Here is a 23,480-nt window from a genome sequence, read left to right as displayed (position 1 = left end):
TAAGATGACTACACTCTGGCAGGCCTGCCTCGCCAGTCCTCCATACTCCATTTATACTTATTCAGCGCCCGCTGACCTTCCACAATTATCGGAAGGTCAGCGGGTTCTTGTTCCATTGGGGAAATCTTTCAGAGTTGCTTTTTTAATTGAGATTCAGACTGTTGCTCCAGAAAATATTGAGCTTAAATCCATCGTATGGCCTCTGGAAAAGCATCCGTTACTGAATTCAACTCATTTTCAGCTGTACCGGAATATTGCAACGCGGCAGTTGCAACCGCTCGGCAAAGTTTTGGAAAACGTTGTTCCAAAAAGATTCCGCAGCGCTAAGCTGACTTTCAAGATCGCTGATAGAAATTTTCCGACAAAAATAAAAGGTGCTGACCTCGCACGTATGTCCTTTGAATCTCGTCTGAATCTTGTCTCCATCTATAATGATGACAGAATGAACGTCAGCTTGCCTGCGTCCATAGAAAAAGAAGAATACGTCAGCCTTACTACTGATCCTCCGTGGCCCGTTCGGCCCAATGCGGCCCGCCAGTTGCAAGTTTTGGAATATATTTATGAGAATGGCCCGCGTGAGAAAGGTTTCCTTAAAATGATTATGGGAGATTGGACCACTGGGGTTATTAACAAGCTGCAATCTGACTTACTCTTAAAAGTTGGCCCGCCACCAGCAGAAGAGCGCAATCCTGCAGAAAAGTGTCAGATATCATCAGATGAATGGGATTTCATTCCTACTGAGCAGCAGCAGGCTGCTATTGAGGAGTTGGAAGAAGCTCTTGATAGTGACAAAAGTGAAGTTAAGCTTTTGCATGGTATAACTGGAAGCGGAAAAACGCTTGTCTATATGACTGCTGCACGTAAGTGTCTTGATCAGGGACGTTCTGCTGTCGTTTTAGTGCCTGAAATTGCGCTTGCGTACTCTCTCTGGAATAGTATTTGTCCTCTTTTTCCAGATACAGATAAATATCTTTATCACGGCTATCAAACTCCCGTTCGCAAAGAAGCTATTTTCCGTGCTGTAGCAACCGCCAAGAAGCCTACGCTGATTATCGGGACCCGTTCTGCGTTGTTTTTGCCTGTTCAAAATCCCGGTCTGTTTATTATTGATGAAGAACATGATGAGTCATATAAGCAGGAAGAACGCCTTCCGTATCAGGCTAAAGAAGTCGCTTATTTTCTCGCTCAAAAAACTAAAAGCTTACTCGTATTAGGTTCGGCTACGCCTGATTTAAAGACATTTTATGCCGCGCAGCAGGGCGCTTTTAATCTCATTTCAATGGAAAAAAGAGTTGGTAAATCCATGCTTCCGAAAGTGCGGATAGTTGATACCAGCACTATTAAGAACCCTGAGCAGCCTTTTGCGCCTGAAACAGAAGACCGATTAAAAGAAGTTATTGCGCGCGGTGAGCAAGCTGTAATCATGCTTAATCGTCGTGGATTCTCACCTCTTATTTATTGCATCGACTGTGAAGAGCCGATTAAATGCCCGCATTGTAATGTCAGCATGACCTACCACAAGGGGCGTGAGCGGTTAATTTGCCATTATTGCGGTAATGCTCATCATTTTCCTTTGCCATGCACAATGTGCGGTGGAAATAATCTTCTGCCTCTTGGCGGAGGAACCGAGCGACTTGAAGAACAGGTTGCCAAAGCGTTGCCACCTGAAACAAAAATTTTGCGCATGGATCGAGACAGTACTCGCAGACAGGAGCGGCTCGAAGAGATTTTGAAAAATTTTGCCAAAGGTGAAGCTCAGGTTCTTGTTGGTACACAGATGTTATCTAAAGGGCACAACTTTCCCGGGGTAACTCTTGTTGTTGTTTCAGAGGGTGACTTGGGACTAAATCTTCCCGATTATCGTTCTGCTGAACGTACGTTTCAGCTACTGGTGCAGGTTTCAGGTAGGGCTGGCAGGGGGGAGAAACCCGGTGAAGTTATCATTCAAACCAGAAATCCTGAAAATCCAATTTGGAGTTCCGTTTCGTCAGCTGATTACAATACTTTTTTTGAACGCGAAATTGATAAGAGACGCAAATTCCGCTATCCGCCATTCACTAAACTTGCACTCATTAGAATAAGCCATCCACTTAACTGGGGTGGGGGGGATCTGTTTCCCAAATTTTTTGATAAAATTCGTGAGAGTGCTACGAAGGCAGGACTAATGGCGATGGGACCCGTGCCGGCTCCGATGGCTTTGCTCAAAGGGCGTAAAAGATTTAACTGCCTTATCAAATCCGATGACTGGACAAAAACGCGTGATTTGTATGCTGAAGCAATGAGACTTAGTCCTGATAAGAAAAATGTTAGAATAACGCTTGATCTTGATCCGGTTAATATGCTTTAGGCGTATGTCGGATATGTATTATTCAAATTCACTCTCATCAATAGCATCACCTTGTTCATTAGGCTCGTCTTCAGCAATTCCCGGTAAGTCTTTAAAAAACGAAGCGATACCGGATTGATGCATAAGAGTGAGTACTTCTGGAGAAATATTTTGAATGGAAACTTTTTTATTATAATGTGTACAGATTCTATTTAAATAAAAAATTGCTTCCAGACCTTTGATAGAGATGGCCGTTGTTTTAGACAAATCAAGCTCAATATCCATGTCTTGCTGCAACATTTTTTTTCCCATCCGCCCAAGCTCGGGAATTATTGCAGAGCTTAGAACTCCTGAAACTTTAATTAGCGCATGTTCTTTTTTGTCGTCATAGCTGATGGAGCTTGGAACTGAAATGGAACACGATTCTTTTATGTGTTGCAGAAAAAGTGTTTCTTGCCGCATTAAAAGTAACGGTGAAATGATGTTCGAAATTTTATCTTTTAAGTTACATTTTACTTCATCTATTGGAGTGCAGATGAGCAGGCAATTAGGCATTTTTTTGTAAATTTCAGGAATAAATTTTCTAAGCTCATCTGGTGATGCTGAAATTAAAATAATGTTCGGGTTTAAATTTGCTGCTGCGGAAACTATTGAATCCTTTTGCTTTTCATCTAATTCGTCTGAAATTTTGAAATTCGTAAATAGATCCCATGAAAGCGGAACATAGCCATCTGCTACCAGTATATCAGTTTTTAGAGACGTAGCTGAAACATGGAGAAGGCTATGTCCATAATGTGCGCATATTGTGGCTATTTGCTCTGGAAATTCAAAATATTCCATAGGCAATTTTATATTCTGGCCGTGTTTGCTAGCCATGCCTGTTAGTGTCGAGTCCGTGGCTAAAAAAATGTCTGTATCATCTAATCTGTTTAAAGGATTTCTCCCATATTCAAGTAACCACGGTGCAGAAACCGCAAAAATAAATTTTTTGCGTCTGGATTCAACAAGTTCACCTACCGCGACAAGCAGTTCGTGAAAATCCAGACTGTCAAATGGGATGCCGAAAGCAATTTTGATCTGTCGTGATTCAATAAAATTATCCACTTACATCCTCATTTTGCGCCGAAACAGAACAGGAAACGTTTATTTGTCCCAATTGATTCCCTTATCCCACGTAACTTTGTCCTTCGCTTTCTTTTGGCTGCGCAGGAGGATATAAACTGCACCGGCTCCGCCATCTTTGGGCTGAGCAGTACAAAATGCTAACACAACACGGCGGAAAGGATCGCGAGTCAGCCAGCCTTGAATTTCTCTTTTGAGAACAGACTGTCCGCCCGGAGAATTTTTACCTTTTCCAGTAACAGCAAGCACGCACCTGCACCCATGAAGGTAGGATTCTCTTATGAAAAACATTAGATTATCAAATGCCTGATCCGAAGTCATTCCATGAAGATCAATGCGCGATTCGTTGCTATAGGAACCGGCTTTCAGTTTCTGATAAATCTTTGCATCAATCCCGCAGACATGACCGAACATGAACTCTTCTGAGTAATCAAGTTCAAATTCGACATTGCCAGCAACGAGATTGTTCCGATATGCATTGCCATTTTCGTCAGTACAATGGACCGCCGTAACTGGCATAGTTCGTTCAACCTTCACAACTGAACTTTCTATGCGCTCAACTCCGGACATGGCATTCATGAACGCCATCTCTTCCGCAATAGGAATCTCTTCAGGGTCAGATTCAGCCATGGGTTCAGGTTTTTTATTAATAGCGTCTAAAACCTTTTGTACAGATTTAGGCATTTTAGGGTCGCCGCTTTTTTCTTTTTTATCATCTTTAAACTTTAATGTTTTTAGATCCGCAAGAGTCTTAACTTTATTTTTTGCCATATTTTTTCTCCTAAAAGTGAAGATTCAAATTAGTCATATTTTTCGCTTAAGTAAATCTTTCTATGAGTAAAAGTTGAGTTTTTGTTTTTAATTCCTTGACTTTTTTTTGGTCATGCCCATTTTTAATACTGTATGAAAACAGGTTAGAGATATTTACTTCACAGCTGAGATGATTCATTAAGGCTTGCAACGAGCGGAATTCTATACCTCTTTGGTATTTAAATAAACTCATTAAATATAAGTCTACGGTATTATTGGTCGCAAGTGATAAATAATTTTTATTCTGGACTTGAAAAGCTTATTTTATTAGCTCTTGGAACGAACTTAATTAGATAAATTAAAAATGTATGACATTTCGTTTGTAAAGTGAGGGAACTCAATGCTTAAGATAGAAGACTTGCACGTCAGTATTGGCGACAAGGAGGTCATCAAAGGCCTCGACCTACATATAAAAGAAGGGGAAACCTTTATTCTTTTCGGACCTAACGGTTCCGGTAAGACCTCATTGCTCATGACTCTTATGGGGTTCAGCAATTATACGGTAACTAAAGGTAAAATTACATTTAAGGGCGAAGATATTACTTACGCTCCTATATATGAACGTGCTCGCCTTGGTGTCGGCATGTCTTTCCAGCGCCCCCCAACCATCCATGGACTTAAAACCAGACATTTAGTTGAAATGTGTGGAAATGGCTCTAAGGTTGATGTTGAAGGGCTAGCTAAGAAAGTTAATATGGAAACCTTTCTTGATCGCGATATCAACTCCGGTTTTTCCGGTGGTGAAATCAAACGGTCCGAGCTGCTTCAATTGATGGCTCAAAATCCGGGCATGGTTCTTTTTGATGAACCTGAATCCGGTGTCGATCTCGAAAACATGCACCTTATCGGTGAAATGGTTCGCACGCTTCTAGACGGGGAAATTCGCCCTAATCTAGATCTGAGCATGAAAGAGCAAAAAGAAAGAGGCTCTAGCACATGCGGGCTTATTATCACGCATACAGGACATATTCTCGACTACATTAACGCTGACCGTGGACAGGTTCTTTACAACGGACATCTCTGCTGTGAAGCCAGACCTCGCGACATTCTGGAACATATTCGCAAATATGGATACCAAGAATGCGTTAAGTGCTTGAAGTAGAAGCATAAACTCCACGGAGAAATATTATGAAAAAAGTCGATCTCAATTTATATAAATTTGATGGCCTTGAACACGATGCCGTAGCTGATTTGTCTACCCTTAATGCGGAAGATAAAGAACAGCTGCTTATGGCTGGTGTTGATGTGGATAGCGAAGAAACCAGCGGAACTTTTTTGCAGGTAGACCATTCCAACGTTCATTGTGGTTCAACCAATAAAGACGTTGAAGTTATGGATATCAAAAAGGCTCTAGAAAAATATGACGGCCTCCCTGATTATTATTTCAACCTTGTTGATAAAGATAAAGATGAGTTCACAAAGTCTGCTGCTGAAAATCTTCACGGTGGTTATTTTGTGCGCACTAAAAAAGGAGCAAAGATTAAAGCTCCTGTGCAGTCTTGTCTTTTTCTTAAGGCTGAGCAGTCTGGTCAGAATATTCACAACATTATCGTTGTGGAAGAAGATTCTGAACTTCAGATTATTACCGGATGTGCTGCTGCACATGGTGAATTTACTGGAGCTCATTTCGGTATCTCCGAAATTTACATTAAGAAGGGCGGCAAGCTGACCTTCACAATGGTTCATAACTGGGGCGAAAACGTTACTGTTCGTCCTAGAACTGTCGGAGTTGTTGAAGAAGGCGGAGTCCTTTTAAATAACTACGTACTGCTCAAAAAGGTCAAAGATGTTCAATCTTACCCGACCATTTTCCTAAATGGTGAGGGCGCTGTTGCTCGCTTTAACTCTGTTTTGGTTGCACCCGAAGGTTCCCATATTGATACTGGAACCCGTATTATTATGAATGCGCCAAATACACGTGGCGAGATTATTTCCCGTACTATTACTACTGGTGGAACAATTATTTCCCGTGGTCATATTCAGGGTAATTTTGCACCTGCACGCGGACATCTTGAGTGTCAGGGACTACTTCTCGGCGGCGGGATCATTCATGCTATTCCTGAACTGGAAGCTACTGTTGAAGGCGTAGAGCTTTCTCATGAAGCGGCTGTAGGTAAGATTGCTCAAGAAGAGATCGAATACCTCATGGCTCGCGGAATGGATGAAGAAGAAGCTACTTCAACGATTGTACGTGGATTCCTTAATGTCGATGACATGGGACTTCCTAAAAAGCTCCAGATTGAAATTGACAAGCAGATTGCTGAGCTTGATTCAAGCGATGCTATGTAATTGACGGTTAATATAGTTATTATTAAAGTGCCTTTCCTTATGGAGAGGCACTTTTTTTGTGCATGAAATTACTAACAGCAGAAATCAGAAGGGTTGAAAATGCCTGGATATAAAGTTCATATAGGTGGATCAATTGTTGCCGGATTACTAGTGCTTTTGATGCTAGTGAATGTCGGGTGGTATATTATTGAGCCGCAACAGCTTACAGTTTTGATTGTGCTGAGTATTCTGGGCGCACTTTTTCCTGATATTGATACGGATTCAAAAGGGAAAAGGATTTATTATTCAGGAATGTTGATTCTTTCTCTGACACTGATTTATTTCAAAGAGTTCCAGTGGGCAGCCTATCTGGGAGTTTTGGCAATGCTGCCGGGGGTAAGTGCTCATCGCGGTTGGACTCACACATGGTGGGCAATGTTGCTTGTTCCTATGCCTATGCTTTTGCTGCCATACTATGTCTACGGTCAGCCTTTTCCAACTTTACTTCCATATTATGTGGCTTTTGTGACGGGGTATTTCTCTCATTTATTGCTGGATAAAGAATTTTAGCGGTAGATTATTCTTCAATTACGTCGATTAATTTTCCTAAAACAAGTGGCGTATTAAATTTATTAAGCACTCTTTCCCTTCCAAACTTTCCCATTTTAGTGCGTAATTTTTCATCGCGAATGAGTAATTCAAGGGCTGCCGCAAGTGATTTTACATCGCGGGGAGGCACTAGAAGACCTGTCTTGTTATTGTTCACTACTTCAGGGTTTGAGCTGATTTCGAACCCGACAACAGGCTTTTCAAGGGTCATTGCTTCAACTAGCACATATCCGAACCCTTCCCATAGTGATGGCAGACAGAATATGTCCTGCGATTCATGAAATGACTTCATATCATCGACAAAGCCTACAAACGTAACGACATCAGAGACGTCCAGTTCCTCGGCGTAGTCTTTAAGATCCTCTTCCATTTCACCTTTTCCAGCTATTAAAATACGAAAGTTTAGATCTTTCTTTTTAAGTATTTCGGCAGCTTCAATAAGAAAATTTTGTCCCTTCTGGACAGTTAGTCTTGCTGCATTTCCGATGACAATTTCATCATCTTCTTTGTCATATAGTGGTGAGGATTCCTGCTTATCGTATTCTGCAACATCAAAACCATTGTATATTTGTCTGATCTTAGATTCTTCAATAAGGGCTGGGTTATTGGCGAGTACGGTACGTTTTGTTTCAAGCGAATTTACTATTAAACGGTCAATTATTGTTGAAAATATGAACCTGTTAAGGAGTGAATCTTTAACTGGAACAGCAATTCCGCGGCGATAAATTACCTTAGAAACACCCGCTAACTTTGCAGCTATTCCGCCACTTTTTATGTCAGAGGGCAAGGCGGTAACGAGAGTTTTAATCTTGTTTTGCTTAAAAAATGATTTAAGACGCAACATTGTTGCGGGATTTAGAAAGGAAAGATTGCCGATTGATTCGCTATGAAGAGTTATTCCCGGCTCATTTGTCAGGCGGTTTTTAAGTTCTGATTCGTGGTTTGTTACCACAAAAACATTATAACCTTTGTCCCGAAGGAGCAGGGAAAAATGGTGATTCCACTTTTCCCCGCCGCCCCAGGCTTTATTGCTATTAAAAAAACAAACGTTTTTATTCACTATATTTTGATTCCGAGAGCGTCCGCTGTGAGCTGTGCAATTGATTCAAGGCTTGGACAGACTGTGAAGCCTGCTGAACGCATTTTTTCCAGCTTGCCTTGAACTCCGGTTCCTTCCTGCAAAATAGCACCGGCATGTCCGAGACGTTTCCCGGGAGGCGCGGTCTGCCCAGCAATAAAGGAAAGTACGGGTTTGTCAAATCCTGTTTCAATTACGTAGTCAGCTAAATCCTGCTCAGCGGTTCCGCCAATTTCACCTAAAACCATCACAGCCTTGGTTTCATCATGATTGCGAAGCATCTCAAACATATCCGCAAAAGTTGTTCCGATGTAGGAGTCTCCGCCAATGCCTACGCTTAGTGATTGGCCTATACCAACCTGATTTAAGCGATCAGCAACTTCATATGTCAGGGTCCCGCTTCGTGAAAGAACGGCGACAGGGCCGGGTGAGAATGGAGTTGTCGGTAAAATACCAATTTTTGTCTGGCCGGGTACAATCAGGCCGGGAGTATTGGGACCGACTACTCTGGTTTTGCCGCCTTTGATCTGTTCAAGAACATTAAGCATAGAACTCTGAACAATGCCTTCGGTTATACATATAACCCACGGAATTTCGCAGGATGCGGCTTCGAGTATTGCGTCAGTTGCCAGCTTTGGCGGAACAAAAATTATTGATGCGCCAATTTTATGATGAAGCTGTGCTTCCTTAATGCTGTTGTATACAGGTACGCCTAGAACTTCCTGACCGCCTTTAAACGGGGTAACTCCGGCAACGATGTTGCTGCCGTATTCGAGCATTAACCGCGTGTGCAGTCGTCCTTCTTGTCCCGTTATTCCCTGAACGAGAATTGGTGTGTCCTTATCAATCTCAAATATTGACGAAGATTTATAGCCTATGTCCTGCGGTGTAGAGTCGGGCATTGCTGATATTGGGTCTGGAAACTCAATCTTTGGCGTATTTGCAGGCTCTAGCGTGCGAAGAATCTCAATTGCCTCATTCATATTATGAGCGCGGTGTAGTTTATCACTGCCTAGCTCTTTTAGAATATTAAGGCCCTCATCCGCGCTGTTTCCGGACATGCGAACAACGATCGGTTTCTCTAGATCTTTACCGCCAAGAGCAGCAACCAGAGCTTTTGCAACAAGTTCGCAGGAAAGAATCCCACCGAACAAGTTAATAAAAATCGCTTCGACCTGTTTATCCTTAAAGAGCAACCCTAAGGCTGTTTCGATTCTTTTCTGGTCGGCAGCTCCGCCAAGGTCTAGAAAGTTCGCCGCAGGTAGTCCTGAGAAGTTGAGTGCGTCCATTGACGCCATAGCGAGACCTGCGCCGTTGGCGATGAGTCCTACCCATCCTTTTAGGGATACAAAGCTCATTCCAGCATCGCGCGCAATATTTTCTTCGGCGGTGGAATGCTCTGGCTGATAAAACTTCTCGAAGGCGGGATTGATATCAACGATGTTGTCGTCCATCTCGATTTTACCGTCTAAGGCAAGGAGTTTGCCGTAACCCGTAAGGGCGAGTGGGTTAATTTCGGCAAGTAGTAAGCCGTAATCAATCATAGATTTATATAGGTTGCTGACAATTCCACTGAAGTCAGCGAAAAGCTCTTTAGCTATCCCTATATGGAAAAAAGCGGCGCGGATCTGATTGGGCTGTAATCCTCCGGGCAGGCTGATTTCCTGAACGAGCAGATTGTCAGGACCCATGTTTTCGATTTCAACACCACCTTCACGGCCCACGGTCATTATGACTTTGCGGCGCTGGCGTGAAAGGGTGAGTGAAAGATAAAATTCTTGGCGGATATCAACAGCTGGTTCTGCTCTAATGAACGGAACTTTGTTTCCCTTGATTTCCATAGATAAAATTTCGCGGGCAATCTTTTCGTAATCTTCACGGGAATCTACTTTTTGGATTCCTCCTGCTTTCCCACGTCCGCCAACTGGAACCTGCGCTTTTAGAATCCATGGAAGAGGAAAGTAAGGTTCTAGATTTGGAAGGTCTTTTAAAGTGATTTTAACGCCTGTAGGTACAGGGATCCCGGCAGCTTCCTTAAGAAGTGTCTTGCTGAGATGTTCATTGAGCAGCATATTCCCTCCAGCATATCTACGGTTATAACTTCATGAGTTAATTGGAATAAAAATCACCTGTAAAGCATATCAGAAAGCAGAAACAAATTAATGATGTATTTCAATCTGCTAAAATATCAACATAATCTAACCAAAACAATTTTTTGGTCGGGACTAATGCCAATAGCGTATAATGCAATTATATGGCACTCTCAAGTTTAATTAATGAATTCTATTCTGTTTTTTTTTGCCAAAATGGCATTGATGTATGTATTCTGCTGTCTAAGGTAGTTTTATTATTTTTTAATGATGTGCTTTTTATTGTGAAATAGCAGTGAAGGATGAAAAAATGGCAGCTCTTAAAGATTTATCTAATGCGTTAACTGACGAATTCTTAAATGACATGGCCACTAATTTTTTTGGAGCAAGAAAAGATATTGATGATACTTTAGAATATTTTGAGTCTTTATCTGCTCAGCTTCTCGATCAAGTCGAAGATATTCATAAGTCTTGCGCGTTGTTACAATATGTTTGCCTTGGCGAAGGCGGGTATAGCGAATTCTGTAAGTGTGCGGGAATTGACCCCTCTATTTTTAATATTCCGAGTCAAACTGAGCCCGCAGAGTTCACTGGCAAACCTTCTTTTTCCATCACAAATAAAGGTGAATACATTAAGTGGGTGAGTCTTGCTTACCATCAGCTTGCACATAGTGTTGAAAAATATATGCATGGGATTGTTACCTCTAGTAAAGCTGATCATGGTCGCAAAATAAGATCCTTAAACAGGATCGATTTTTACCTTTTTGCTGAGGATATTAATGCAAAGATAGTTAAAGTTAATACGAATTCCACTCCGTCAGAAGTTCTCAAATTTACAAAATCTCTCGATCCTGAAACTTCATCAAAACAAAATATTACTGGGTGTGTTGGTCCGGAATGTGCCATAATTGATAACGACTTGGCTTTTAAGACGATCAATATTGAAGAGCTTAATTTTCCTGAATTTCCTGATCTTCCTGCTGATGAAAAAAATCCTTCATTTGTGTGTAAATTTTGCTCTAAAATATATGCAAATAAAACATTGGAAGTGAAGGATCTTTTGAAAAAGTTAAATGTGAAATCTTAATTTGGAGTATGAAGTTGAAGAAAATAATTTTTGCGTTACTTACAATAAGTTTGCTGAGTTTCAGTTCATACGCTTTTGCCGAACAGGCTAAGGAAGTTCCAAACGCTAAAGCTAAGCCTGCTGTAGTCGTTAAAGACGTTAAAAAAGCTGAGCAGAAAGATGGAGTTGCCATTGTTGTTGAGCATGTTGGTGATGACGAAATGGGCGGCACTTTGGCCTTAAAGTTAAAGGAAAGCTTTAGGAAATCTGTTTTGTTTAAGCTTGCTGATAAGTCGCTTAAATCTATCAGAATAAAGGTGTTGTCTCGCAGCGAATTTAGTGAACGCCCTGAAATAGGTTCGATTTATGCTGTGATTTGGACTTTTGCTGAGAGCGAGGATGTAGTTCCATTTTATCTTAGTGAAACCATCGGGACCGTGAATTTAAGGACTGTAGAAACAACTGCAGCTAAATTGATGAATGCGACTGACAAAATCGCGGATCAATATAAGTTTTTGTTTCAATAAGGTAAGTGACAGAAGCGGGTATAGAGTCGAGTCGGTTGGTTTTAGGGTGATATGATTTTAATCGATGTTGATCTGCCGATCTCGAAGAATTTATCTTGAGTCAGCAGCCGTGTCGGATGTTCTGGATTTCAGACTTAATTTAACTCTTTTAATCTCTTTGCCCTAAGGTCTCTGAGCTTATCGCCCGACTTTTTGCCCAGATTACGATCTTCTTCCGCCAAGTGCACTTTGAGAATTTCTACCAAGTCAGAGTGCGCTTCTTTCATTGAGTCCACACCTCTATCGGCTTTGCATAGATCTGCCATATTTTCTACCAATCTTTGCGAATTAAGTTTCGTTAGCAAATCTACTTTTGTTCCGGGGCGCAGAATAGTGTAGTTGCCACAGTTCATGTGAAGTTCTGGAGCTAGTTCCCCGGCTTTGATGTATTTGTTCGGCAGTAATAGTCTACTGGCTAGCTCTTTAGCGGGCTTTATCCCCTTTTTGTCGTGCCCTCGATGCGAAGGTAAATACTTTTCAGAAGTTAAGACCTTGCCAAGATCATGACACATTGCCATCCAACTTGTTATAGGATTTCCTGCCACTTTATCCATCACCTCGGCTGTATGACCGAGAACAGATTTATCATGAAATTTTGGGGGACCCGCAGGTATTTTGTCAGAGTTAGCAAGCTCTTTGAACCACGGATGAAGGCAATCCGCCTCATTTAGTGTTTTTATAAAATTACCCGGCTTCTCGCTTTTCATGGCTTTAATCAGTTCTACACCGATCCTGTCAGGAGCAATATTTTCCAGTAATCCTTGTTTGCCTGCTTCCCGCATTCCCTCGATAAGGGATGAATGAGCTGTGAAATCTGGAAATCTTGCAAGGAAGGTTGCCGCTCTAAAAACTCTTAAGGGGTCAATTTTAAAAGTATCCGCGAAGGCAGGGCGCAGGGTTTTGCTTGCGTAGTCTTCAAGCCCCTTCGGGTGTATGTAAAGTTCTCCGTCCTGATCCAGAGCGAAACAGTTTATAGTAAAATCTCTAGCCGCAAGATCAAGATCTATGGTCTCTTCGGTGCTGTTTCCTGTAAATCTTGGAAACGAAAACTCAAGCCCGTTCATGAAAAACACTTCATATGATTTACCGACAGGTTTTGCCCTCGGGAATGCTTTTTGGAAGTCAGCAACAGTCCCTTTGGCGACTAAGAAATCAAAATCGTTCGGCTGTCTGCCCAAAATCAGGTCTCTTACTGAGCCGCCGACCGCTAAAATAGATATCTTGTTTCTGTCGCTAATCATGTTGTATATGGCTCTATTTTTTAGTTAATAATATATTAAGAACTCTTGCCAAAATCACTGTAGATGGTATCTTATTGTTAATGAAAAACAAAATCTTAATATTTATATTGCTTGTAGTCGGGATTGTAGCATTTTTTGCATTCGATCTGGGGCGATTTTTAACCTTGGATTATTTAAAAAGCTCACGTTTGGAATTTCAATCTTTTTATGATTTGCATCCAGTTCAAGCTATTGCCGGGTATTTCTTAGTTTATGTTGCTATAGTTGGCCTGAATCTTCCCGGAGCTGCGGTTCTTGGGCTTGCTGGTGGAGCTTTATTTGGCTTCACAGTAGCTGTGATTACGATATCATTTGCAAGCAGTATTGGGGCGACCATCGCTTGTTTCTTCTCTCGTTATCTTTTCCGTGATTACGTTCAACGTAAGTTTGGGGATAAACTGGAAAAAGTCAACGAAGGAATAAAAAACGAAGGTGCATTTTACCTGTTCACAATGCGCTTAATTCCGGCTATCCCTTTTGTTGTTGTTAATCTTGTTATGGGGTTAACACCCATTAAATTAACGACTTTTTACTGGGTTTCCCAGGTAGGAATGCTGGCCGGTACAATGGTTTTCGTAAATGCGGGAAAGGAGCTGGGGCAGATATCCTCACTGGCAGGAATTATTCAGCCTAGCGTTCTAATATCATTTGTTATTTTGGGTTTATTTCCACTTGTTGTTAAAAAGGTTGTTGCTGTTGTAAAGAAGCGGAAAAGTCAGGAATAAGTTAAGTTAGAAAAGGAATTCTACGTAAATATGGCGAAATCACCATTAATGTCCATGACGACAAAAACGTCACCCACGATTCGGAATTATCATAAGGGTAAAATTATTTTCCATGAAGGTCAGGAAAGTAATGTTGCTTATATGATCAAGTCCGGATCGGTTAATATTTTTAAGAATATTAACAATAAAAAGACTATTTTGATGACTTTGCAACGTGGTGATATTTTTGGTGAAATGGCGCTACTCGCTAATGAACGGCGCACTGCAAACGCAGAAGCTGCTGCCTATTGTGAACTTGTTCCGCTTACGACGGATATTTTGAACAGATTTCTTGACGCCTCACCTGTTACTGTAAAAAAGATGGTGGAGCTGCTTGCTGAGCGAGTTTTAAGAGTTGATAATAATGCGGTAACCAACTGTTCAGAACTTAGTGGGCCGCTGATTTCTCTGGCAACAATATTAGACCTTGCTTACAAAGATTATATTTACACCCCTAGAGTTGAGAAGTTCAAGATAGAAAATTATGATTTGGGGCTGTCAGTCACGACTTTCACAGAAATAGTTAAAGGACTTGCTGTTTTTTCTACTATTGAAATTGATACTTTTTTGCAGACGGTTTTCAACTTTAGGCTGATCGATCTTAAATCAATAAAGAAAGATGGTAAAAGTGCATTCGCTGAGCGGTATATAAAAATTGAGGACTATCTTGAGTTTCTACCTTCGCTAAAGAGGCTATGTGCGGAAGTTCAGGAGCTTGGATCTGAGCTTGAGCTTAAGATGAACTTCATATCCTTTTCCGATCTTGCTAAGCGAACGGGCTGTAAAGATGATTTTATCTACAATAAGGTAATGAAAGCTGAATTTCCCGAAAATCTTTTTTTCTTCAACCAGGCAAAAGCGCTTGATTGGAGCAAAGATAAAGAACCTTCTTTCTTTAAAAAATTCAAGCTCCCTAAAAAGTCACTTAACGATATTCACAATGTTGATGACTTTGTTTTTATTGATAATCCGACGCTGCAAGCAGCTCTTAAAGATTTTAACTATCACAAAATTTCTGTGCTTTATTCAGCCGCTGATGGGCGTAATAAAAAGAAAATTTTATATAATATCACCAGAAAGATTGCCAGAATACTTACCGACGAACCGCCTCAAGTCCGTGAAGCGGATGATATAGAGGTTCTGGAATGTTCAGATGAAATTCTTGATATAGTAAAAAAAATGAAAGGTTTATAGTTAATGTATTCTGCTCAATGTTTGACCGCTGAAGGAGTTGCTAAGTGAGCCCTTTGAAACCTAAATCGAAATCCTATTCTAAAGGCGAATTGATTTTTCGTGAAGGAGATATGGGTGATTTTGCTTATTTGGTTCACAAGGGAAGTGTTAACATTGTCAAAGAGATTAACGGTGTTAAAAACGTTTTGGCGACACTTGGACCGGGAGAAATATTTGGTGAAATGGCTATCATTTCACGCAATACAAGGGTTGCCGGTGCAGAGGCTTCAACTGACTGCATTCTATTGATTTTAACGTCCAAGCTTGTACTACTTTTGCTTAAAAAAAGTCATCCGACTGTCTTTCATCTCGCACGTGTTCTTTCTTCAAGGCTTGCTGCCGCTGACAAAAAAATTGTTGAGAATAGAAGTGGGAATACGTGGATGACTTTATGTCGTCTTTTGAATTTGAAACACAGAATTTTTGTTAATGAACCTGCCCCTGTCAGTGGGCCTGCCCGTGATAAAGATCCGGGGATTTGCCATAAAGAGTTTTGCGCCGAACTTTCTAGCATAATAAACATTTCTGATTTTGAGATTGAAAGGATGCTTAAGGCTGCAACCTCTTTTAATTTGATTACGATGAGTACTGTTTCTAGCAGAGTTTTTATTGAAATAAATGACCCTGAACATTTTTTGCAAGTGGCTGATTCTTTATCAAAAGATGTTAATAATCTTAGCGGGAAACTCTGCTATACCGATTATATTGATATTAATGATTTTTCTGCCATGTTTGGTTCTTTGCCTGAACTGATTTATAAAAAAGTTGGTGTAGGAGATTTTCCAGAAGACATATGCGTTCTGCATAAAGATGCCACATCCAAATGGGTGAAGAACAAGGGTGATGAGTATTTTAAGGAAAAGAAACGCGTGCGTAAGTCTGTGGAAGAGCTGGAATCCATTGACGATATCGTTTTTGTTGACCTTGGAACATTAAAGCAAGTATTTAACAGGCTTGGTTATTATAAGCTCGGAATTCTGCTTTCAACTGCTGGAGAAGAGGGCAGAGCGCGGATTCTTGAAGCTACCCCTAAAAAAATTGCCAATGCTATAATGAAAGAGTCAAAAGGCGCGGATGCTATTGATCTTAATGAAGCCGACGAAGTTGAAGAAGAATTGCTTGATATGATCAGAGAAATTAAACTAAGCAAAAAATAGTAACGGTCTATTACCGAGTATAAAAAAATGTGCAAAAACGGCCTATCAGCTCTTGCCATAAAACCTTAGTATGTGAGATAATAAGCCATGATAACAAGAATTACCATTCTCAGCGGAAAAGATGAAAGCCCCATTCCAAAAGTAACTCCTGAACAAATTTTTCAAGCTCACCCTTTATGGGCCAGAGACATAGAACATTTCAGTCCGTGGAATAGCGAAAATGCTGAATACCGAACCTACACAACTTGGTTATCCGGCGCCCGCAAGGGTGTCCCTATTGCCATAAGCGGGTGCTGTGTATCCAGTCTCGACATTGCATGGCGGCTGAATGCTTTAGAAGATCTGCCTGAGTGGGGAAGCGTACTTTCGCTTGAGCAGCATACCGGACGAGGCCAAGTCAGACGGGAATGGATTTCTCCTCCCGGAAATGTTTACGGCGCAATTAAGTGGCCTGCATTACCAACGGCGGAACTTGGTAAAGAGCGGCCCGTATGGACCAGAATTTTACCATTAATCGTCGGCTATCTTACATGCAAAGCTCTTAAAGATATCGGTGTAGATGCTCAGCTAAAATGGCCTAACGATATTCTGATGAATGGCAAAAAAATTGGCGGCATTCTTATTGAAGAGCGTGGCTCGGTCATAATTGTCGGCATTGGTTTAAATACAGCTTCTGCGCCTGAGACAAGTGCTCTTCGCCCTGGTCATGCCGTTGAAGCTACAAAAATTAATACTGATGAAATGGAGCTTGGCCCACTTGAAACATGGATTGAATTGGTAAGTTACTTCAAAAGCCATTTTGATTCGATTGTTTCTACACAAGATCCAGAAGATTTCCTTGCAGAACTAGCTGATCAGATGGTTTGGTTCGGAGAGGAAGTTAAAATAGTTGATGGTCCCAAGGATGTTACCGAAGGACGCATTTGCGGCCTTTGTCCTGATGGCGGATTGATAATTGAGAAAGACGGAGTAAAACATAGCGTTTATTCCGGGAGCGTGATGCCTCTCTAGCTTTACAGTTATGTTTGGCGTTCTTAAACGCTCTTTTTAGCTAACTTAATTTGTTCTATGAACTTATATTAAACTTGGACAACTTTTATTAAGTTGTCCAAGTTTTTTGAATTTAGTCCTGTTTTTTGCGGAAAATAGGGTGTATACATTAATAATATTTTCAAAGATTTAACTGTACGTTTATGACCTTATATTGGCGGATTGCTTTTAGTGTAATTAATTCTTTCGTAGGATAACTTTTATCATGGTGCGTAAGGAGGAAGTGATGGCTGGTAAGACTGAAAAAACTGGATCCGCTAAAAAAGATGAGGCTACCGCTCCTAAGAAAAGCCAGGTTGTAAAACAACTTGAGCAAAATATGGTTTTGGCTGGCTCCGATATTGTCAAAATTGGAGAAGATGCAGAGCTTCTTGTTGGCGGTAAGAATTATAATACGGCTCTGATCAGTCAGGTTGAAGGTATCAGGTCGCCGCAGTTTAGAGCTATATCATCTATCGCTTTCCATAAACTACTTGATGAAACAAAGGTCCACGCAAGTGTTGTAAGGTCTGTTGTTGACGCTCAGTATAATGCCGTGGATTGGCATAGTGAGGACGTTAACAGCGACACCGAATTTATACAGAACTTCGTCCGTTCGATTTCTTTGGTGATCAGAGAAGAAGCAGAAAAGCATTCTGAAACTTTGATTCAACTTAGAACCTTCATTAATAATGTTGTTGAAGGTTTTGCGACGTCTCCTGAAGGTATCGACCAATTACGCAAAAGATCTGTCTTGGTTCAGAGTGCTATTCTTTCTGTTGATCTTCCAAAAGAGGTTGATGCAGCTGTTAAAGCCGCATATCTGGCTATTTGCAAAGATGCCGGGCTTGAGAATGAACCTGTTGCCGTCAGATCCTCCGCCGCCGGTGAGGATAGCCGTAAAAAAGCTTTCGCCGGGCTTCAGGATACTTATTTGAATATTATCGGTGAGGATAATTGTTCCGAAGCATACCATTGGGATTGTGCCTCGGCATACAATCTGCGCAGTATGACTTATCGCCGTGAAGCTATTCTTGACGCTGTAACTCTGGCTGAAAATACTGGGGATGCTTCTATTGCAGAAGTTGCAAAGAAAGAATGGGCTATCGAAAATACCTCCCTCTCCGTTTGTATCATGCGCATGATCAATCCCGTTATTTCAGGTACTGCATTCAGCGCTGATACCGCCACAGGTTGCCGGGGAACGGATCGTAAGGATCTTGTTTCCATTGATGCCAGTTACGGACTCGGTGAAGCTGTTGTTGGCGGAATGGTTACTCCTGATAAATTTTACGTTTTCCAGCGTGATGACGGCTCTGAAGTTGTTGTCCGTTATATGGGTAGTAAGGATAAAAAGATTGTATATAGCGAAAAGGGCGGGACTAAGGTTGTAAAAGTCCAGCCTAATGAAGTTTACCGCTGGTCTTTGTCCTTGGCTCAGGCTGAACAGGTTGCGAAAGGCGTTCGCTCCATTAGTGAAGCCTATGATGACATGATCATGGATACCGAGTTCTGTCTTGATGCAGCTGATAGGTTGTGGTTCGTGCAAGCTCGTCCTGAAACTCGCTGGAATGAAGATTTTGAAGCACATCCTGATACTATTTTTATGCGTAGACTTGAGGTTTATCCAAAGGCTCTTGAGGGTGCGGAAGTCATTCTTGAAGGTAATGGAGCTTCTCGCGGTGCAGGGCAGGGGACTGTTAAATATTTACGGTCTGCTCTTGAACTGAACAAAATTAATAAGGGTGATATCCTGGCGGCTGAACGTACTGACCCTGATATGGTTCCGGGAATGCGTATTGCTGCAGGTATTTTGGCGGACGTCGGCGGTGATACCAGTCACGCTGCTATTACTTCGCGTGAGCTTGGAATCCCAGCAATTATCGGAATTCAGCGGCTTGAAATTCTTCGTTCTTTAGATGGACAGGAGATTACTGTCGATGGCTCACGGGGTAAAGTTTATCGCGGGTTGCTTCCTCTTAGGGAAGTTGGCGGTACTATTGATACTTCAACATTGCCGGAAACAAAGACTAAAGTAGGACTCATTCTTGCGGATGTCGGGCAGTCACTGTTTTTGTCCCGTTTGAGAGAAGTGCCAGATTTTGAAGTTGGTCTGCTTAGAGCTGAATTTATGCTCGGCAATGTCGGTGCTCATCCACTTGCTCTTGAAGCTTACGATAATGGAGATCTGGATAAACTGGTTCAGCATAAGCTTGATGAACTGGATGCCAGACTTACTACAGTCATGAAATCACAGCTTGATTCAGGGCTTATTTCACTGAATATCAAACTTAGAGAATATGTAGGCGCACTTACTGGGCTTGCCGAAGAAATGGATACTCTTGCCAGCGGTGACACTGCTCGTGGTACGGAAGAAATTCTTGCTATGCATCGTAAGCTTAGAGAGCTGGATAAAAAGCTTGATCATTACCTCGAGCATGCTGCTGAAAGTTTACATGTTTTGAAAACATCTGTGAAAATCGAAGATCACGTAAGAGCTGCACTAGGTATTCAAGCTGGTTCGGAAGAAGCAGCAGATTCCAAGTTTATTTACAGACGTTCGGAATCGTCGGATGAAATTTCCGATATGGTTGCGAAAGCCTCTGTGCATCCGATGGTCATTGAGATTAATGAAAACATTAAAGCTTTACGTGAAGAAGTTGCACTTAAGATGGGACTTAAATCCGAAATGGATGAAGTACGCACTTTACGTCAGCGCATATTTTCTCTCCTACAATCGCGCGGTCTTCGTTCTGGTAAAGAAAATTATATTCAAACCTTATCTCAAGGGCTTGCTCTGTTTTCTATGGCTTTTTACGGTAAAGATATCATTTACCGGACAACAGATTTTAAGACTAATGAATATCATAACTTACTTGGTGGGCTTCTTTTCGAAAACCATGAAGATAATCCTATGCTTGGATATCGCGGTGTTTCAAGAGATGTTCACGACTGGGAGCTCGAAGCATTCAAACTGTCTCGCGGGGTTTTCGGCGGAACTAACTTGCACTTGATGCTTCCGTTCGTAAGAACAATAGAAGAAGCCCGTAGTATGAAACGTTACCTTGCTCAGGTTCATAATCTTGAGTCCGGCAAAGATGGATTAAAGCTTATTTTGATGGCTGAAATTCCAAGTAATGCGATTCTCAGTAAGGAATTTATTAAAGAGGTCGACGGTTTCTCCATTGGCTCGAATGATATGACTCAGCTTGTTCTCGGAACCGATAGAGACAATTCGAGGCTTCAGCACATATATGATGAAGAGGACCCAGCCGTTGTGTGGGCTATTCTTTCAACCATATTTACCGGGCAGAAGTTCGGTAAGAAGATCGGGTTCTGTGGTCAGGGTGTTTCAAATAGCGTCATTCTGCGCGGGGTAGTCTGTATAGCTGGTATCGTTTCAGCTTCTGTTGTGCCAGATACCTATCTCCAGACTAAGCTGGATATGGCTGCTATTGAAGCTGAGAACATTAAAGTCAGCGAGCTTGGACAATGGATCAAAGATAGACATTTTGAAAGGCTTGCAGTGCTTATGGGTGGTAATGGCTATGGGCATATCAGTAAGAAGTACAAAACACCTGAGGATCTGGAAGATTGGTACGAAGGTGAAATAAGAAGACTCAATGAGCAGCTTCGCGATAACATTGATACTCCGAAGGAAGACTTTTACAGACAGGAAATGAACACTTTCCGTGGCACATTCCATAAGCCTGTGATTTATTCTGCTTGGAACTGGAGTCAGACAGTTGAAGATGCAATGCATCATGCCGGTTTTGCTACTTTCGAAGATCAGGAAGTTGCTTTGAAAGAACAGTATACTAAAAAATGGTAGACTTATGATAAGTATAGGAAGGTCGTCCTGTATAGGGACGACCTTTTTGAAATGCATCTTAACGGTTAGGAATCCACCTAACCTTGACAGAAGGCATATCTGAAGGCATATTATCTTAATATGAGGAGCCATAATGCACTATTGTAAACAGTTTGCAAAAATAATGATCATCGTACTCAGCCTCGCGATGCTAATGCTTAGCGGATGTTCGATGAAGTCTGATAATTACGTTGGAAGTCAGGACTCTTATGGTTCTAGAGCTCCTCGTAAGCTTGGGCGTGGTATGACAAATGTTGTAACATCTCTATTTGAAATTCCGAATCAAGCTGTTGATATGGCTGCCGAAAGTGATGGTCCTGCCGAGCAATTAGCAGGTTACTTTGGTGGTTTTTTTGTCGGAGTGGCATATAGTGCCGGGCGCGTTGTGTCAGGTACATATGATATTGTTACTTCTCCTTTTGGAGGTCCGGCTGGCCCCACAATGGATGATGAGTTTATTACATCTGAATTTGCTCACAAAACAGAAGCTACTAATGATAGTTTTCTTGATGTGACAGGTATGCCGCTAAATTAATTTTTCTCTAGATTTTTAAGGTAGTTTGATATTTAATTAGCCCTCCGCAGGATTTTTCTGCTGGAGGGTTTTATTTTTATGAACAAACAAGACACAAGGGCTGTTATGCTTAAAAATGTAATACTATTCGTCTCTTTACTGGTTTTTGCATCTGGTTGTGCAAACAAACAAATGTTGAAACAGCAAATTGCTGAAGTAATTAAAGAAAATCCGCAGCTTCTTCTAGAGGCAATGCGTGAAAATAACATTGAAGTGCTAACTATAGTTGAAAGCGGCCTCGACTCGCGCCGTGAAAAAACTCGGCAGGAACGATTTCAGGGAGAACTGGATAACCCTTTTAAGCCTGTTATTTCTCCTGACAGAGCCATTCTAGGTAATCCTGATGCTCCTGTTACAATTGTTGAGTACTCAGATTTTCTCTGTCCTTACTGCAGCAAGGGCGCCAAAGTTGCTCGCGACCTAGTAGAGAGTAATCCTGAAAAGTACAGACTGGTATACAAGCATCTTCCTTTAAAAGCTGATTCTAAGAAACTATCTGCCGTTTTTGAAGCAATTGCACTTATTGACAAGGATAAGGCTTTTAAATTTCATGATGAGGCATTTAAATTACAGAAAGAGCTGTATAATGACCCTGAGGGTAAGATTTTAGGAAGAATTTTGATCGGTCTTGATATTGACCTCGATAAATTACAGGAAGTTTTAAAGTCTAAAAAAATTGCTGAAAACCTTGCAAGCGATGAAGCAGAAGCAGAAGCATTTGGATTAAATGCGACCCCTACTTTTTTGATTAACGGGGTTTCAATTCGTGGCTATGTTCCAGCTGATAAATTTGAAATGATAATTGCTATTATCCTCGAAAAAAGTTCTCAGAAAGAACCTGTCGATGGAGAAGTTTGTGAAGATTGTCTTAATAAAATGTAATCTTATTTCAGAGTATTAGCATGAGAGATGTAAACAAAATAGCTGAGCCGCCTGAAGATTTGCATATATGTTTTGGTGGTGGCGACTTCCGCGTAATCGGTAAGAACATGATTACCATGTGCAAGAATAAACTTGGCCTGACTCCTCAGGGAAAAGTTTTGGATATTGGCAGCGGGATTGGGCGGTTGGCCTTTCCCTTGCTCGAGTATTTGGATGAAAGCGGTGGTTATGCTGGATTCGATACATTTCCTGTGGGTATTAATTGGTGTGCTGAGAATATTACGCCGGAGTTTCCTAATTTTAACTTCACGCAAGTAGATATTTTCAATACAACTTATAATCCCGGCGGACAGGTAAGGGGATCTGAGTTTGTTTTTCCTTATGAAGATAATAGCTTTGATCTAGTGATGCTAAATTCAGTTTTCACGCATATGATGCCGGATGATATTATTAACTATATCTCTGAAATAAATAGAGTTCTAAGTGATAAAGGGAGAATGTTTGCAACTTTCTTCTTGATTAACAAAGAATCTCTTAAGTTTATGGATCAAGGCAAGAGCGTCCATGATTTTCATAAATTCGGAGTTTTTTATACAGCCGACCCCAAAGACCCGATGGATGCCGTCGGGTACGATGAACAATTTGTGCACAATGTTTTTATAAAGCATAACTTTAAGGTTCAAGAAGTTATGCTTGGAAACTGGTGTGGACGTGAATCAACGAATCATCAGGATATAGTTTTGCTTACGCGGTAA

General features: G+C 41.3%; 19 protein-coding genes. 14 read left to right on the top strand and 5 right to left on the bottom strand.

Translation table 11 applies throughout. The features are described from left to right. The first annotated feature begins 4 nt into the window (after window positions 1-4). Window positions 5-2,347: a replication restart helicase PriA gene (priA, locus tag BR06_RS0114675; protein ID WP_031484365.1), complete on the top strand. Its 2,343-nt coding sequence runs from the start codon at window positions 5-7 to the stop codon at window positions 2,345-2,347. 18 nt (window positions 2,348-2,365) lie between these two features. Here priA and BR06_RS0114670 read toward each other — a convergent pair whose 3' ends face one another. Both BR06_RS0114670 and BR06_RS0114665 read right to left on the bottom strand, forming a co-directional pair. After that, window positions 2,366-3,430: an STAS domain-containing protein gene (locus tag BR06_RS0114670; RefSeq protein WP_051677118.1), complete on the bottom strand. Its 1,065-nt coding sequence runs from the start codon at window positions 3,428-3,430 to the stop codon at window positions 2,366-2,368. A gap of 39 nt (window positions 3,431-3,469) precedes the next feature. Beyond that, window positions 3,470-4,219 (bottom strand): Smr/MutS family protein, encoded by a 750-nt coding sequence (locus BR06_RS0114665; protein ID WP_031484361.1) that lies wholly within the window; start codon window positions 4,217-4,219, stop codon window positions 3,470-3,472. 379 nt (window positions 4,220-4,598) lie between these two features. Between BR06_RS0114665 and BR06_RS0114660 the strand changes: the two genes are divergently transcribed. From BR06_RS0114660 to BR06_RS0114650, 3 genes are all read left to right on the top strand, one after another. Next, complete coding sequence (locus BR06_RS0114660; RefSeq protein ID WP_031484358.1) at window positions 4,599-5,360, top strand: ABC transporter ATP-binding protein; 762 nt, start codon at window positions 4,599-4,601, stop codon at window positions 5,358-5,360. Between the two features lie 26 nt (window positions 5,361-5,386). Beyond that, window positions 5,387-6,547, top strand: coding sequence for a SufB/SufD family protein (locus BR06_RS0114655; RefSeq protein WP_031484356.1), 1,161 nt, complete (start codon window positions 5,387-5,389; stop codon window positions 6,545-6,547). A gap of 99 nt (window positions 6,548-6,646) precedes the next feature. Continuing rightward, window positions 6,647-7,096 (top strand): metal-dependent hydrolase, encoded by a 450-nt coding sequence (locus BR06_RS0114650; RefSeq protein ID WP_031484354.1) that lies wholly within the window; start codon window positions 6,647-6,649, stop codon window positions 7,094-7,096. Window positions 7,097-7,103: 7 nt separating this feature from the next. On the opposite strand, the gene BR06_RS0114645 is transcribed toward BR06_RS0114650, so the two are convergent. Both BR06_RS0114645 and sucD read right to left on the bottom strand, forming a co-directional pair. Further along, window positions 7,104-8,195, bottom strand: coding sequence for a glycosyltransferase (locus BR06_RS0114645; RefSeq protein WP_031484352.1), 1,092 nt, complete (start codon window positions 8,193-8,195; stop codon window positions 7,104-7,106). After that, on the bottom strand, window positions 8,195-10,285 hold the full coding sequence (gene sucD / locus BR06_RS0114640; protein ID WP_031484351.1) for a succinate--CoA ligase subunit alpha: 2,091 nt from the start codon (window positions 10,283-10,285) through the stop codon (window positions 8,195-8,197). The genes BR06_RS0114645 and sucD overlap by 1 nt, the downstream gene beginning before the upstream one ends. Window positions 10,286-10,613: 328 nt before the next feature. On the opposite strand from sucD, the gene BR06_RS0114635 reads away from it, so the two are divergent. Beyond that, window positions 10,614-11,390 (top strand): hypothetical protein, encoded by a 777-nt coding sequence (locus tag BR06_RS0114635; protein ID WP_031484348.1) that lies wholly within the window; start codon window positions 10,614-10,616, stop codon window positions 11,388-11,390. Window positions 11,391-11,404: 14 nt separating this feature from the next. Further along, complete coding sequence (locus BR06_RS0114630; RefSeq protein WP_235727737.1) at window positions 11,405-11,896, top strand: hypothetical protein; 492 nt, start codon at window positions 11,405-11,407, stop codon at window positions 11,894-11,896. A gap of 134 nt (window positions 11,897-12,030) precedes the next feature. Here BR06_RS0114630 and BR06_RS0114625 read toward each other — a convergent pair whose 3' ends face one another. Next, window positions 12,031-13,176 (bottom strand): polynucleotide adenylyltransferase, encoded by a 1,146-nt coding sequence (locus BR06_RS0114625; RefSeq protein ID WP_031484343.1) that lies wholly within the window; start codon window positions 13,174-13,176, stop codon window positions 12,031-12,033. Window positions 13,177-13,256: 80 nt separating this feature from the next. On the opposite strand from BR06_RS0114625, the gene BR06_RS0114620 reads away from it, so the two are divergent. The 8 genes from BR06_RS0114620 (at window position 13,257) to BR06_RS0114585 (ending at window position 23,480) form a co-directional block, all read left to right on the top strand. Next, window positions 13,257-13,940, top strand: a complete 684-nt coding sequence (locus BR06_RS0114620; protein WP_031484341.1) for a TVP38/TMEM64 family protein — start codon at window positions 13,257-13,259, stop codon at window positions 13,938-13,940. A gap of 30 nt (window positions 13,941-13,970) precedes the next feature. Next, window positions 13,971-15,173, top strand: coding sequence for a Crp/Fnr family transcriptional regulator (locus BR06_RS0114615; RefSeq protein WP_235727736.1), 1,203 nt, complete (start codon window positions 13,971-13,973; stop codon window positions 15,171-15,173). Window positions 15,174-15,217: 44 nt separating this feature from the next. Then, window positions 15,218-16,369: a Crp/Fnr family transcriptional regulator gene (locus tag BR06_RS0114610; RefSeq protein ID WP_031484337.1), complete on the top strand. Its 1,152-nt coding sequence runs from the start codon at window positions 15,218-15,220 to the stop codon at window positions 16,367-16,369. Between the two features lie 87 nt (window positions 16,370-16,456). Continuing rightward, on the top strand, window positions 16,457-17,380 hold the full coding sequence (locus BR06_RS0114605) for a biotin--[acetyl-CoA-carboxylase] ligase (RefSeq protein WP_031484334.1): 924 nt from the start codon (window positions 16,457-16,459) through the stop codon (window positions 17,378-17,380). A 265-nt stretch (window positions 17,381-17,645) separates the two neighbouring features. Next, window positions 17,646-21,230: a PEP/pyruvate-binding domain-containing protein gene (locus BR06_RS0114600; protein ID WP_031484332.1), complete on the top strand. Its 3,585-nt coding sequence runs from the start codon at window positions 17,646-17,648 to the stop codon at window positions 21,228-21,230. Window positions 21,231-21,363: 133 nt separating this feature from the next. Next, window positions 21,364-21,804, top strand: coding sequence for an exosortase system-associated protein, TIGR04073 family (locus tag BR06_RS0114595; RefSeq protein WP_031484330.1), 441 nt, complete (start codon window positions 21,364-21,366; stop codon window positions 21,802-21,804). Window positions 21,805-21,882: 78 nt separating this feature from the next. Beyond that, entirely contained in the window at window positions 21,883-22,725 is an 843-nt protein-coding gene (locus BR06_RS0114590) for a DsbA family protein (RefSeq protein ID WP_235727735.1), read from the top strand. A gap of 20 nt (window positions 22,726-22,745) precedes the next feature. Then, window positions 22,746-23,480, top strand: coding sequence for a class I SAM-dependent methyltransferase (locus BR06_RS0114585; protein ID WP_031484327.1), 735 nt, complete (start codon window positions 22,746-22,748; stop codon window positions 23,478-23,480).

The organism is Maridesulfovibrio frigidus DSM 17176 (genome assembly GCF_000711735.1).
Taxonomy (GTDB): Bacteria; Desulfobacterota; Desulfovibrionia; order Desulfovibrionales; family Desulfovibrionaceae; genus Maridesulfovibrio; species Maridesulfovibrio frigidus.
This window is presented reverse-complemented; position numbering and strand designations above follow the sequence as displayed.

Coding starts and splice junctions, on each gene's coding strand:
- priA (WP_031484365.1), top strand. CDS start 5: ATGACTACACTCTGGCAGGCCTGCCTCGCCAGTCCTCCATACTCCATT.
- BR06_RS0114655 (WP_031484356.1), top strand. CDS start 5,387: ATGAAAAAAGTCGATCTCAATTTATATAAATTTGATGGCCTTGAACAC.
- BR06_RS0114595 (WP_031484330.1), top strand. CDS start 21,364: ATGCACTATTGTAAACAGTTTGCAAAAATAATGATCATCGTACTCAGC.
- BR06_RS0114660 (WP_031484358.1), top strand. CDS start 4,599: ATGCTTAAGATAGAAGACTTGCACGTCAGTATTGGCGACAAGGAGGTC.
- BR06_RS0114620 (WP_031484341.1), top strand. CDS start 13,257: ATGAAAAACAAAATCTTAATATTTATATTGCTTGTAGTCGGGATTGTA.
- BR06_RS0114625 (WP_031484343.1), bottom strand. CDS start 13,176: ATGATTAGCGACAGAAACAAGATATCTATTTTAGCGGTCGGCGGCTCA.
- BR06_RS0114600 (WP_031484332.1), top strand. CDS start 17,646: ATGGCTGGTAAGACTGAAAAAACTGGATCCGCTAAAAAAGATGAGGCT.
- sucD (WP_031484351.1), bottom strand. CDS start 10,285: ATGCTGCTCAATGAACATCTCAGCAAGACACTTCTTAAGGAAGCTGCC.
- BR06_RS0114635 (WP_031484348.1), top strand. CDS start 10,614: ATGGCAGCTCTTAAAGATTTATCTAATGCGTTAACTGACGAATTCTTA.
- BR06_RS0114665 (WP_031484361.1), bottom strand. CDS start 4,219: ATGGCAAAAAATAAAGTTAAGACTCTTGCGGATCTAAAAACATTAAAG.
- BR06_RS0114590 (WP_235727735.1), top strand. CDS start 21,883: ATGAACAAACAAGACACAAGGGCTGTTATGCTTAAAAATGTAATACTA.
- BR06_RS0114605 (WP_031484334.1), top strand. CDS start 16,457: ATGATAACAAGAATTACCATTCTCAGCGGAAAAGATGAAAGCCCCATT.
- BR06_RS0114585 (WP_031484327.1), top strand. CDS start 22,746: ATGAGAGATGTAAACAAAATAGCTGAGCCGCCTGAAGATTTGCATATA.
- BR06_RS0114650 (WP_031484354.1), top strand. CDS start 6,647: ATGCCTGGATATAAAGTTCATATAGGTGGATCAATTGTTGCCGGATTA.
- BR06_RS0114615 (WP_235727736.1), top strand. CDS start 13,971: ATGGCGAAATCACCATTAATGTCCATGACGACAAAAACGTCACCCACG.